Below are 12,384 nucleotides of genomic sequence, written 5' to 3'. Positions count from 1 at the left end.
CTCTTTTTTATTAGCTTGATTTTTGATTAAATTTTCCTGAGAATATATTTATATCGCATTTGGAAAAGTGCCGAGCAAACAACTAAACCAACTGGAAATCCGAACCAGATACCTACCGCTCCAAAACCCCATACGAATGCTGACATATAACTAAATGGAAGAGAAACGATGAAGTATGATATAAAGGTTATGATGACCGGAATTCGAGCATCAGCGAATCCTCTTAGAGTTCCTACAAGTACAATTTGAATGCCATCTACAAGTTGGAATACACCACAAACGATCAACATTTGAGCTGCAAGTTGCACAACCGTTGTGTCTGTGGTAAACATGAGGGGTAATATATTACGAGCACCTACAAACAAAATGACAGAAAAAGCACAGTAGACGTACATCAAATTCATAGCTGTTTTTGTTGCCCGAATAATGCCTTCCTTATTATTCGCTCCCTTATAATGACTAACACGTATGGTTGTACCAGATCCCAGTCCCTGATAGATCATAAAACCTAAGGTGGAAAGAGTGATCGCAATTTGGTGTGCAGCCATACCTATTTCGCTGACCCATCCCATCATAATGGCACATAGACCAAATGCACAAGCTTCCATTACAATTTGTCCGCCAAGGGGGATGCCTAATTTTACAACCTGAATGAATTTAGTCCAACAGAATGAAGCCTGATTGTAGAGTTCTGTAAATAATTTGTACTTCTGGTTTTTATAAAAAAGAATAATAAAGGCGATTGCCATAAATATTCGAGCTAATAATGTACCGATACCTGCTCCGGTGAGGCCCATTTCTGGAGCACCAAACCTTCCATACATAAACATATAGTTACCAACTGTATTGACCACATTGGCCCAAAGCATAATTTTCATTGCTGTTTTTGTATCACCAATTCCTTCGGCAAATTGTTTGTAGCCATAAAAAACCATCATGGGTATCACGGAGCTTATAAGTATAGCCAAATAATCTCGTGAAGGTTGTAGTACCGATTGAGGTTGTCCCATATAGGGCATAAATACATATAGAATGATTAATAGTAGAGCGAGGGCTACACCCATAAAGGCATTTGCCATGAGGCCATTTTTAATCCAAGAGCCTACGGAATGATGATCTTTCTCACCCCAGCTTTTGCCAATTAGTGGGGTTAAAGCAAATGAATAGCCCATCCCGAATATTAAAACTAAGTTGAAAAGAGTATTGGTAAATGATGCTGCAGCCAAAGGGATGGTTCCCAATTGGCCAATCATGACATTATCAATTAATCCTACTGTAATTTGTCCTGCTTGTGCAATAATCACAGGAATACTAAGTGAAAGAGTCTTTTTGTATTCACCCGCGTGTTGCTCCCAAAATCTCATCATGAGTTGAAAATTTACATCCGTATCACAATAAATCACCTCAAGCTTATGCGACAGTTGTGCGCACGAAATTGAGGCATTTCATAATTGAAATACAGACATTATTAATAAAAAAAATGGTAGTAAAACGAGACCTTTTCCTCCGGCTTACATCTTTTGTTTTGTACTCTTTTCGAAACTGGCGTTTCGGATTTCAAGGTGTGAAATGTTGCAAAACAAAAACTCGATGTAAGTGAGTCGTTAATTCTATGTTTAAGGCCGCGAAGGTAATATATTTTGACTTTTTTCAAAATAAAAAAAGAGCCTACTTTTTAAGTAGACTCTTCAATGTTTTATAACAAGCCAAGTTGTTTCACTCGTTCCAAATCTTCTGGAGTATCAATCCCTATCGATTCGTGTTTTGTGATGTCTGTTTGGATGACATATTCATTTTCGAGCCATCTTAATTGCTCAAGTGATTCTGCAATTTCAAGTGAGCTTTGTGGCAACTTTGTAATCTCGTTTAGCGTATCTCTGCGGTAGGCATACATGCCAATGTGTTTGTAATAGGTCTGTTTCTTCATCCAATCTTCTTTTTCGCTTCCTCGCAAAAATGGAATAGGTGAACGACTGAAATAAAGTGCACGAAGGCTTTTACTAACAACAACCTTTACCTTATTCATATCGAATATCTCTTCGGAGTTTTCAATGGCTTTTATCAGGGTTGCAATTTGTGTTGAGGGTGTTTTGAAACAATCCTTGAGAGCCAGAATTTGCTCAGGCTGAATAAAAGGTTCATCACCTTGTATATTAATAATCACTTGATAGTTCTCAGAGTTTTCAGCTTCGATCTTTTCAATGGCTTCGGCAATTCTATCTGTACCACTTTGGTGCTCGCTTGAAGTCATAACAACTTCGCCGCCGAAAGCCTTTACAGCTTCAGCGATTCGACTATCATCAGTTGCCACAACCACATCATCTAACGCAATTTTAACTTGTTCGTAAACGCGTTGAATCATGGGTTTACCATCAATATCGGCTAAAGGTTTGCCCGGGAAACGGGTTGATGCGTAGCGGGCTGGAATAATGCCTATGAATTTCATATGGTTAAATTTGTGTTTTATATGCGTCTCCAATTTTTAGATAGGAGACTATCTCTTCATTTATTTTTGATTGAGTAAAGATAAGAAGTTCCTTTCCTTTTAAAATTCCCTTTGGAATAAATAAATTTCAGCTTTATTATTAACATTATTTACCAAAGAATGGGAGCTGCATTTTTAGAAATCTATCTAAAAAGTAGTAATTTTGTCAGGCAATCGGAAATAATTGCAGGTTTTTAGAGTTAATTTGGGATTATATGATCCCCAATAGCTTGATATTAAAATCAAATTTCTATCAATATTGAAAGAATGGATGTACAAAAAATAAAATTACGCTTTGGAATTATTGGGAACACTTATGCCCTAACTCGAGCGATTGATATTGCTGTGCAAGTGGCACCAACGGATCTTTCTGTACTTATTACGGGTGAGAGTGGGACAGGTAAGGAGGTCTTCCCCCAGATTATTCATCAATTTAGTGCACGTAAACATGCTTCATATATAGCCGTTAACTGCGGTGCAATACCGGAAGGAACTATCGATTCAGAGCTTTTTGGTCATGAAAAAGGTGCTTTTACAGGTGCCTTATCTGATCGAAAAGGTTATTTCGAGGTTGCTAATAATGGAACCATCTTTTTGGATGAAATTGGCGAATTACCTCTATCTACACAGGTTAGGTTATTGCGTGTTTTGGAGACAGGGGAATTTATGAAAGTGGGTTCGTCTAAGGTCTTAAAAACGAATGTACGTGTTGTAGCTGCTACAAATATAAATATCCCCAAAGCCGTAAAGAACGGAAAGTTTAGAGAGGATTTATTTTATCGATTAAACACGGTTCCTATTGTAATGCCTGCATTGCGCGAGCGTCGAGAAGATGTTTATCTTCTGTTTAGAAAATTTGCTCAGGATTTTGCCGAGAAATACCGCATGCCAGCTTTAAGATTGAATGAAAGCGCTCAACAACTTCTTCAAGCCTACAGATGGCCGGGAAATATTCGTCAGTTGAAGAATATAACCGAACAAATCTCAATTATTGAGAAAGAGCGTTTGATCACATCTGAAATATTGCAAAATTATTTGCCAACAAGTGATGAGCAAATGTTGCCTGCTATTTATAAGAAAGATAAGAGTGAAGAAAAAAGCTTTTCTTCGGAAAGAGAGATTTTATATCAAGTTCTTTTCGATATGAAGAAAGATATGACTGATCTTAAAAAATTGGTTTTCGATTTAATGCAAAAAGATGGTGACGCAAAAGATTTACAGCAAAAGAAGGCCATGTTGATTCGTAAGCTTCATGAAGATCAGGAGATGGATGTTGTTGCACATCAGAGCTACTCTCCAAGCAAAGCCAGTGTTTCGCATTCTGATATCCCTCATATTCAGGATACCGAAGAGTTTGTTGAAGAATCTCTATCTCTCGTAGATAAAGAAATAGAACTGATTAGTAAGGCTCTGGCCAGACATAATGGAAAGAGAAAGCATGCGGCTCAGGATTTAGGGATATCGGAAAGAACCCTTTATCGAAAAATTAAGGAATACGACATTAATTAAATCGAATGGAAGACTGCTTTTAAGTATATTTACCGAGGCAGATTTTAAATAGAATATGTAAGAATTAGAATTATGAATTGGATCAAATCAGCATTACTCATTATCATTATCGGTTTAGCCTTTACAGCATGTAAGGTGAGTTATTCATTTACTGGAGGAACTTTATCTCCAGACGTGAAAACTTTTTCGGTGCAGTTTTTCCAGAATAGAGCCCCGCTTGTAAATCCTAATTTGAGTGATAAATTTACCGAAGATCTAAAAGAGAAATTCCGTAGCCGTACCTCTCTTGATGAGATTGTTGATGGTGAAGGACACTTGAATTTCTCGGGTGAGATTACAGGTTACCAAACCAGAGCAATGGATGTTACCAGTAATGATATTTCTGCAACAAACCGTTTGACAGTTACCATTCGTGTGAAGTTTACTAATGATATTGATCCTGATAATGATTTTGACAAGAGCTTTTCTGCATTCGAGGACTTTGATAGTAATAGTCAATTGAGTGATGTTGAAAATGAACTTGTGGAGAAAATTCTGGAAAAAATTATTGATGATATCTACAACCAATCGGTTGTTAACTGGTAGTTGTTGAGGATTATTAATTCATTTTTCCTTAAGTTTAACATTGAACAAAAAAACAAAATAAATGGGGATTTTAATGTTGTATTATCCCCAATTGGTGAGCAGTAATAAATGATTAAAGAATGAACAAGGAATTGTTGCAAACTTGGTTAAGAGATCCACACAAAATGGATGGGAATAGTCATAAAGAGTTGAAAGCTCTTATTGATGAATATCCATTTTACCAAGCGCCCTATTTGTTGTTGCTTAAAACATTAAATCAACAAAAGAGTATTCGTTTTAATCAAGAACTAAAGAATTCAGCTCTACTTATTCCAGATCGTCGTCGTTTGTATTTATACTTAAACGATAAGTTGGAATTTCCGATTTATAAACTTGATCAAACTGAAATTAATTCGCCTATAAATGAGACTCCAATTGTTGAGTCAAAAAAGGAGGATGAGGTATTTACTTTGGATGATAATGAGACGGATGCTTTAATTACTTCTTCTCTGCATAATGGCCTGCCTGAATCGAATCTGAAAAATGAAGTTTTCGGTGAAATAGAAGGTGAAATTATTGATTTTGTAGATTTGGAAACGGGTTTTTCTATCGAAAATCAAGAAGAAACGCTCTTTGGAAATAAGACCTATCTAACATCTGAATCTAGTGTAAAGAAATCACCAAATTCAAATTTATTAAACTTAGAATTTGAGATCTATGATATGGATTTTGGAGGTAATTTATATGTTTTAAATTCAGTTGATAAGCCAGTTGATAAGCCAGTTGATGATCAGCCTGAGCCAGAGGAAAATCATTCTTTCTCGGATTGGATGACTAAATTGGCTTCTTCGGATGTAAAATCAGTACAAATTGTAAATGAAACAGAAGAAAAAAAGTCGCCTAAAAAACAAAAATCAAACAAGAATTCCGACTTGATTTCCAACTTTATAGAAAATAAACCTCGCATACCAAAACCTGATGAAAAGACTGAAAATCAGATTGATGTTTCAAAGGAGAGTTTGAAAGAAGATGTCGGTTGTATGAGTGAGACTTTAGCAGGAATTTATATTAAACAAAAGCTTTTTGAAAAGGCAGAAGCCGTTTATGAGAAATTAATGTTGAAAAATCCCGAAAAAAATATTTACTTTGCGAGTCAATTGGAAAGAATAGAAAAATTAAAAAATAGATAAGTATGTTTACCTTTATTTCAGTATTGATCCTTATTGTTTGTGTACTAATGGTTTTAATCGTTTTGGTACAAAACTCAAAAGGAGGCGGATTAGCTTCTAACTTCTCATCTTCTAACCAGATTATGGGCGTTAAGAAAACAACAGATTTTCTTGAAAAAGCAACTTGGGTGCTTGCATTAAGTCTTTTTATACTTTGTATGGGTGCTGCTGCTACTATCGATCGTAGCAACAACGGTGCTCCTAAGTCGGCTATTGAGCAGCAATTACAGGAAACTGAAACAGCTCCTGAAGTACCAGTTTTCCCAACTGAAGCTCCTGCTAAAGAGGAAGAAACAGAAAAGGCAGAGTAATTTCAAATTACATCTTCTAAGATATTTAAGTGTCAGTATGTCATTCATGCTGACACTTTTTTTATACCCTGATTAAAATGAATTTTTAAAGAATCTCAAGTGATATTAAATTTGTTTTATGTGTATTCTATTGATCTTGTGGGAGATGTGTTTTGTGAGTGAGTTTTTGATTTTGCTAAATTGATTGTTTAGATGTAAATTCAAATTTGAATAAATCTTTGTACTGCAAAAATGACAAGACTTTCTGTTTGGCATGGATTATGAAAGCAAATCATGTTGTTTTTTTTAAACAACATGATCTTGGATGTATATTGATATATATAATTAAATAGAAAAAGATAAATTTAAATATTGAGAAAAATGGCAGAATTAAATGGTCGCATACTTGCTGGAAAAGTATTAGTAAAGAAACAGCAAAAAGAAGAAGAAACTAGAGGAGGAATTATTATTCCTATTACTGCGGAAACTAAAACACTAAGAGGAGAAGTAGTATTAGTTGGTAAATCTATGGTTAAAGCAGAAATGGAAGTTGCAGTAGGTGATTCTGTCTACTATTGTGAAAAATATGGTATTGAAGAAATCCGAATTGAAGGTGTCGATTATTTTTTAATGGATCAAGAGAATATCCTTTATATTTTATAAGAAACTTCTAGCATAAATTTTAAAAAATATATAAAATGTCTAAAGAAATTAAATTCAATATAGAAGCTCGCAATCTATTAAAAGTAGGTGTTGATGCTTTAGCCAATGCAGTAAAAGTAACATTAGGACCTAAAGGAAGAAATGTGGTAATCGATCGTAAGTTTGGTGCTCCACAAATTACTAAAGATGGTGTGACTGTTGCTAAGGAAATCGAATTATCAGATCCTGGTGCAAATATGGGTGCTCAAATGGTAAAAGAGGTTGCTTCTAAAACGGCTGATGATGCTGGAGATGGAACAACAACGGCTACTGTATTGGCTCAATCTATTGTAAATGTAGGTTTGAAAAATGTGACTGCAGGTGCTAACCCAATGGATTTGAAGCGTGGTATTGATAAGGCTGTTGAGGCTGTTGTCGCAAATATTAAAGCGCAATCTATTGAAGTTGGAGACAACTACGAAAAGATTAAGCAAGTTGCTAAAATCTCTGCAAATAACGACGAAACGATTGGTTCTTTGATTGCAGAGGCAATGGAGAAAGTGAAAAAAGAAGGTGTTATTACTGTTGAAGAAGCAAAAGGAACTGAAACTTACGTGAAAGTAGTTGAAGGTATGCAATTCGACCGTGGTTATATCTCTCCATATTTCATTACTAATGGTGATAAGATGGAGGCTGAGCTTGAGAATCCTTTTATCTTATTATGTGATAAGAAGATTTCAACAATGAAAGAGTTGATGCCACTTCTTGAGCCTGCTGCACAAGCTGGTCGTCCATTAATGATTATTGCTGAGGATGTTGAAGGTGAAGCTTTGGCTACTTTGGTTGTAAACCGTTTGAGAGGATCATTGAAAGTTGCTGCTGTTAAAGCTCCGGGTTTTGGTGATAGAAGAAAAGAGATGCTTGAAGATTTAGCTATCCTAACAGGAGGTAAAGTTATTTCAAAAGAGAGTGGATTATTACTTGAACAAGCAACACTTGAGATGTTAGGTCAGTGTGAGAAAATTACGATTGACAAAGAAAATACAACAATTGTAAATGGTATTGGAGCTAAAGAAAATATCGATACCCGAGTGGAACAAATTAGAACATCTATTGAAAATTCTACTTCTGATTACGATAAAGAAAAGCTACAAGAGCGTTTAGCTAAGTTAGCTGGTGGTGTTGCTGTATTATATGTGGGTGCTGCTTCTGAAATCGAAATGAAAGAGAAGAAAGACCGTGTTGATGATGCATTAAGTGCGACTCGTGCAGCTGTTGAAGAAGGTATTGTTGCTGGTGGTGGCGTTGCATATATTCGCTCTATCGCGGCTTTAGAAGGCCTTAAAGGAGATAATGAAGACGAAACCATAGGTATCGAAATTGTAAAACGTGCCATCGAAGAGCCATTACGTCAGATTGTAACTAATGCTGGTGGCGAAGGTGCTGTTGTCGTTGACAAAGTTAAAGCTGGTGAAGCTGACTTTGGATATAATGCACGTATTGGTGAGTATCAAAATATGATTGAAGCTGGTGTAATTGATCCTGCTAAAGTATCTCGTGTTGCTCTGGAGAATGCTGCTTCTATTGCAGGTATGTTCTTAACTACTGAGTGTGTTTTAATTGAAGAGAAAGAAGAACAAGCTCCTGCTATGCCTCCAATGGGTGGTGGTATGCCAGGTATGATGTAAATCTGAATTCATATAAATTTTAAAAGGGCTGTCGATATTCAAATCGACAGCCCTTTTTTTATATTATCTACTGACATTACGAGAATAAAATGGAGGCCTAATATAGCCCGATTTAATCAGCTTTTTAGTTAGTTTGCGCCCCATGCTGTTATACATACTGCCATGTGAATCCCAGGATGTACCGCTTGAATAGATTCGACTCACCCATACAGCTTCTAAATTTTTTCTATCGACCAGATAGGTGTTAAAAACTGCATTTGGAGATTCATCAACACGAATTTCACCATCTTCCAATATGCGCTCTTTTTTTTCGTAGAAGTAATTTTGTTGGTTGATTATCAAGATGGCATCAATATCTTTTTTATCGATTGTTTCTAGAAAGTCTTCATAACTAATGTCTTGATTTACTTTGAATAATGTGTGGTTGGGGACAACAATTGTTCGGTTACTTGCCATGAATTCTTTTATGCAATTTTGGAGTAGAGGGTGATTATCAATTCTATTCAGATCATAGAAGTAGTCCTTAATAGAAGAATAATAGGTTTCTTCATCAAACTTTTTTAAGTTGATATCGTTGAATAAGCTCATGACTAAAATATGATGATATGCTTTTTCGGGTTGAGAGATACTCTGATCAGAGACATATGAGCTAGCACAGCTACTCACTAGGAATGCAAGGATAATTGAGAGGCTTAAGTTTTTCATTGGATGTGTGTTTGATTTTTGAGTTATCAATATCGTATTTATTGTATAGAATTAAAAGAGCTTTAACAAATTTTAATATGAGTTGACTATAAAAATAGTTGTACGACTAAATATTTAGTCGTATGTTTGACTTATGAAAGAATTGACAAAAGCAGAAGAACAAATTATGCAATACCTATGGAAGTTGGAAAAAGCTTTCCTTAAGGATATTGTATCAGAATTCCCAGAACCACGACCAGCTAATACAACGGTTGCTACTGTGATTAGGATTCTGGTTAAAAAGGGATTTATTGGATTTGAGACCTTTGGTAAAACCAATCAGTATTTCCCTATTGTGCCTAAAAAAGTTTACGCCCGTGAGTTTATGTCAGGAATGATTAAAAGTTTCTTTAATAACTCAGCCAAAGGTTTTGCTTCATTTTTCACCAAAGAACAAGATTTATCTTTAAGTGAATTGGAAGAAATGAAAGCTTTAATTGAAGAGCAAATTCAAAACAAAAAAGCCAATCCTGATGATTGATTTTATTCTATATTCGATCAAATCAGGCCTGTACCTTGCCATATTCTATGGTTTTTATCAACTTGTATTAGCAAAGGAAACACACGTCAAGAGGAATCGCGTTTATTTACTCACGGCCATTCTGTTTTCATTAGTTCTACCCTCAATTAGTTTTACGATTGAACATGAGGAATTGGCTAAAGTGAATCAGGTTGTTTGGGAATTTGAAAATTCTATCGAAGATCAACTTATTATCGGAGAGTCTGATTCTTCACAGAAGATTATTTTTGACTCTGGTTTTTGGATGACACTTTTGTATAGCCTTGGTGTTTTAACAATTTTAGGTCGATTCATTTTAAATTTAGTTTCAATTTTTAAAATCATTCGAGCCAATGAAATAAAAAAAGAAGGTGATTTGAACTTGATTTATTTAGAGCAAGCACACTCACCTTATTCTTTCTTTAATTATGTCTTTTGGAATCCGTCAATTCTTTCGAAGACAGAAAATAAGCAGATTCTTTTGCACGAGTCAATTCATTCAAAACAGTTGCATAGTATCGATTTGCTTATAATAGAATTACTCAAGGCCTTTTTCTGGTTTAATCCTATTATCTATCTAGTAAAAAATGCTTTAGTCGAAGTACACGAATACTGTGCTGATCAAGCCTGTGTCATCAATGATACAAACAAGATTAGTTACCAAAAGTGTTTGGTTCAGCATATTGAAAGTCGAATGAACTTCAACTTGACAAGTGCATTTAAATCTTCATTAACTCTAAAACGTATAAAAATGATTAAAAAATCAAATACATCAGTATGGGCTCATTTGAAGCTGATACTTATACTTCCAGTTCTCATAATCTCGATGTTGAGCTTTGATTATTCTGAAATTAAAGCAGATGATCCTGAGATGAATATTTCATCAAATAGGGAGAGTTTTTCGTCTCCAATAAAGCCAGCTGAAAAGGTGTGGATTTCGTCGCCATATGGAGAAAGAATGCATCCAATTAAGAAAAAAAAGTTGTTTCATGCGGGCCTTGATATTGCAGCTCCAAAAGGAACTCCAATTTATGCCGTTGCCGATGGATTAATAAAGAAGCTTCAGGCAAATCATGTGGAAGGTAAAGCCTATGGGCGTTTTATCATTATCCAGCATGATGGGGATATTGCGAGCCTTTATTCTCAGTTGGATGCTTATTCTGTTGAGTTAGGAGAGCAAGTGAAAAAAGGTGATGTTATTGGTTTTGTAGGCACATCAGGAATTTCTACTGGTCCACACTTGCACTTTGAAATTAAGAAGAATGGCGCGAATATTAATCCTGCTGACCTGATTGATTTAACCAGCCTTAAAAGGAAGTAATGAACAGTCAATAAGTGTTTAAACACTTAAAATATTCGAAAGCAGTTGCTAAATGAAAAGTTTTAGCAACTGCTTTTGTATTTTAGTGTTTGATATAGAGAGAAATGAGTTTGTATCATGCATCACTATTTAGATAATCCATTTTATTTACTTATTTTTGCAGTTCCTTAAAACCAATCCGATTAGATAATGATTTCTGAATCAGAATATGATGATATACGTCCTTATTGCGACTCCGAAGTACCGGAAGTAATAGAACGATTAATTAATAATGACGATTTTTTAAAATTTGCTTTACAATTATTTCCCGATTTATCTCGAGAAAAAATTGAAGGTAGTTTGTCACAGGTCAAAACGGTTGACGATTTTCAGTCGATGTTCATTGTCCCCTTGGCGAATAATATTATAAAAAATACGACAAAAGGAATAAGTATCGAAGGATTAGATAAATTGGATAATAACGAGAGTTACCTTTTTATATCCGATCACCGAGATATTATTCTAGATTCTGCTCTTCTGAATATTCTGTTATATCGAAATAATTTTTCGACAACTGAAATTGCGATCGGATCTAATTTATTGATCAAACCCTGGATTAGCGACTTGGTAAAGCTTAATAAAAGTTTTGTTGTCAAGCGAAATTCGTCGGTGCGTGATATGTTGGTAAACTCAAATCATCTTTCATCATATATCGACCATGCTATAAATACGAAGAAATCTTCGGTTTGGATAGCACAGCGCGAGGGAAGAACAAAGGATGGTGACGATAGAACTCAACAAAGTTTATTAAAAATGTTACAGATGAGTGGTAATAAAAGCTTCTCTGAGCATTTTAAATCTTTAAGAATTGTTCCTGTTGCTATTTCGTATGAGTATGAGCCATGTGATGCTTTAAAGTCACGTGAACGCTTCTTGAAAGAAACGGAAGAGGGCTATAAGAAAACTCCAAAGGATGATTTATTAAGCATGCTTAAGGGGCTAATTAATGAAAAGGGACGCGTTCATTTTCGAGTTGGGAAGCCAATTTCGGAGATGCTTGATGTGATAGAAGAAATGGATGATAGCCGTGATAAGCTTAAAGCTTTGGCTGATTTGATTGACTATAAGATTCATAAGAATTTCAAACTTTGGCCGGACAACTATATTGCTTTTGATATTTTGAATAAGACTGACGAATATCAAGATAAATATACGGATGAGGAAAAGGAATTGTTCCTGAAACATATGGATAAAAAATTGGGAACTGTTGATGTTGATCATGAAAGGCTTAAGGAAATTTTCTTTGAAATATATGCGAATCCAGTGAAAAATCAGATCGAGTTAACAAAACCTGATTTTATACATGATAACTTATAAGATTTAATTGATATCAATTACTCATACCAATATTAATAAGGATGAAACTGATTAAAT

Annotated in this window: 12 protein-coding genes; 9 read left to right on the top strand and 3 right to left on the bottom strand. The window is 35.1% G+C overall.

Annotated features, from left to right (window positions below):
* Positions 1-26: 26 nt before the first annotated feature.
* Together DWB61_RS10005 and kdsB are read right to left on the bottom strand one after the other, a co-directional pair.
* Complete coding sequence (locus DWB61_RS10005) at positions 27-1,367, bottom strand: MATE family efflux transporter (protein ID WP_125030770.1); 1,341 nt, start codon at positions 1,365-1,367, stop codon at positions 27-29.
* A 329-nt stretch (positions 1,368-1,696) separates the two neighbouring features.
* The gene (gene kdsB / locus DWB61_RS10000; RefSeq protein WP_125030769.1) at positions 1,697-2,446 is read right to left on the bottom strand and encodes a 3-deoxy-manno-octulosonate cytidylyltransferase; all 750 of its coding nucleotides are present in this window, start codon (positions 2,444-2,446) and stop codon (positions 1,697-1,699) included.
* Between the two features lie 306 nt (positions 2,447-2,752).
* On the opposite strand from kdsB, the gene DWB61_RS09995 reads away from it, so the two are divergent.
* The 6 genes from DWB61_RS09995 (at position 2,753) to groL (ending at position 8,407) form a co-directional block, all read left to right on the top strand.
* The gene (locus DWB61_RS09995) at positions 2,753-3,994 is read left to right on the top strand and encodes a sigma-54 interaction domain-containing protein (RefSeq protein WP_125030768.1); all 1,242 of its coding nucleotides are present in this window, start codon (positions 2,753-2,755) and stop codon (positions 3,992-3,994) included.
* A 72-nt stretch (positions 3,995-4,066) separates the two neighbouring features.
* A complete protein-coding gene (locus DWB61_RS09990) occupies positions 4,067-4,579 on the top strand; it encodes an LptE family protein (RefSeq protein WP_125030767.1) in 513 nt (170 codons plus the stop codon).
* A gap of 119 nt (positions 4,580-4,698) precedes the next feature.
* A complete protein-coding gene (locus DWB61_RS09985) occupies positions 4,699-5,748 on the top strand; it encodes a hypothetical protein (protein WP_125030766.1) in 1,050 nt (349 codons plus the stop codon).
* A 2-nt stretch (positions 5,749-5,750) separates the two neighbouring features.
* Entirely contained in the window at positions 5,751-6,098 is a 348-nt protein-coding gene (gene secG / locus DWB61_RS09980) for a preprotein translocase subunit SecG (protein WP_125030765.1), read from the top strand.
* 360 nt (positions 6,099-6,458) lie between these two features.
* On the top strand, positions 6,459-6,740 hold the full coding sequence (locus DWB61_RS09975) for a co-chaperone GroES (RefSeq protein WP_125030764.1): 282 nt from the start codon (positions 6,459-6,461) through the stop codon (positions 6,738-6,740).
* A 35-nt stretch (positions 6,741-6,775) separates the two neighbouring features.
* The gene (groL, locus tag DWB61_RS09970) at positions 6,776-8,407 is read left to right on the top strand and encodes a chaperonin GroEL (RefSeq protein WP_125030763.1); all 1,632 of its coding nucleotides are present in this window, start codon (positions 6,776-6,778) and stop codon (positions 8,405-8,407) included.
* A gap of 63 nt (positions 8,408-8,470) precedes the next feature.
* Here groL and DWB61_RS09965 read toward each other — a convergent pair whose 3' ends face one another.
* Positions 8,471-9,112, bottom strand: coding sequence for a hypothetical protein (locus DWB61_RS09965; RefSeq protein WP_125030762.1), 642 nt, complete (start codon positions 9,110-9,112; stop codon positions 8,471-8,473).
* A 133-nt stretch (positions 9,113-9,245) separates the two neighbouring features.
* Here DWB61_RS09965 and DWB61_RS09960 point away from each other — a divergent pair, with 133 nt between their 5' ends.
* The 3 genes from DWB61_RS09960 to DWB61_RS09950 all read left to right on the top strand — a co-directional run bounded on the left by DWB61_RS09960 (position 9,246) and on the right by DWB61_RS09950 (position 12,327).
* On the top strand, positions 9,246-9,632 hold the full coding sequence (locus DWB61_RS09960) for a BlaI/MecI/CopY family transcriptional regulator (protein ID WP_125030761.1): 387 nt from the start codon (positions 9,246-9,248) through the stop codon (positions 9,630-9,632).
* Positions 9,625-10,971, top strand: a complete 1,347-nt coding sequence (locus tag DWB61_RS09955) for a M23/M56 family metallopeptidase (RefSeq protein WP_125030760.1) — start codon at positions 9,625-9,627, stop codon at positions 10,969-10,971. The genes DWB61_RS09960 and DWB61_RS09955 overlap by 8 nt, the downstream gene beginning before the upstream one ends.
* Before the next feature lie 189 nt (positions 10,972-11,160).
* Complete coding sequence (locus tag DWB61_RS09950) at positions 11,161-12,327, top strand: 1-acyl-sn-glycerol-3-phosphate acyltransferase (protein WP_125030759.1); 1,167 nt, start codon at positions 11,161-11,163, stop codon at positions 12,325-12,327.
* Positions 12,328-12,384: the final 57 nt, after the last annotated feature.

The organism is Ancylomarina euxina (genome assembly GCF_003863355.1).
Classification (GTDB): Bacteria; Bacteroidota; Bacteroidia; order Bacteroidales; family Marinifilaceae; genus Ancylomarina; species Ancylomarina euxinus.
This window is presented reverse-complemented; position numbering and strand designations above follow the sequence as displayed.

Bases quoted from the DNA above. Each gene is read 5' to 3' on its own strand.
- DWB61_RS10005 (WP_125030770.1), bottom strand. From the start codon at position 1,367: ATGATGAGATTTTGGGAGCAACACGCGGGTGAATACAAAAAGACTCTT.
- kdsB (WP_125030769.1), bottom strand. From the start codon at position 2,446: ATGAAATTCATAGGCATTATTCCAGCCCGCTACGCATCAACCCGTTTC.
- DWB61_RS09995 (WP_125030768.1), top strand. From the start codon at position 2,753: ATGGATGTACAAAAAATAAAATTACGCTTTGGAATTATTGGGAACACT.
- DWB61_RS09990 (WP_125030767.1), top strand. From the start codon at position 4,067: ATGAATTGGATCAAATCAGCATTACTCATTATCATTATCGGTTTAGCC.
- DWB61_RS09985 (WP_125030766.1), top strand. From the start codon at position 4,699: ATGAACAAGGAATTGTTGCAAACTTGGTTAAGAGATCCACACAAAATG.
- secG (WP_125030765.1), top strand. From the start codon at position 5,751: ATGTTTACCTTTATTTCAGTATTGATCCTTATTGTTTGTGTACTAATG.
- DWB61_RS09975 (WP_125030764.1), top strand. From the start codon at position 6,459: ATGGCAGAATTAAATGGTCGCATACTTGCTGGAAAAGTATTAGTAAAG.
- groL (WP_125030763.1), top strand. From the start codon at position 6,776: ATGTCTAAAGAAATTAAATTCAATATAGAAGCTCGCAATCTATTAAAA.
- DWB61_RS09965 (WP_125030762.1), bottom strand. From the start codon at position 9,112: ATGAAAAACTTAAGCCTCTCAATTATCCTTGCATTCCTAGTGAGTAGC.
- DWB61_RS09960 (WP_125030761.1), top strand. From the start codon at position 9,246: ATGAAAGAATTGACAAAAGCAGAAGAACAAATTATGCAATACCTATGG.
- DWB61_RS09955 (WP_125030760.1), top strand. From the start codon at position 9,625: ATGATTGATTTTATTCTATATTCGATCAAATCAGGCCTGTACCTTGCC.
- DWB61_RS09950 (WP_125030759.1), top strand. From the start codon at position 11,161: ATGATTTCTGAATCAGAATATGATGATATACGTCCTTATTGCGACTCC.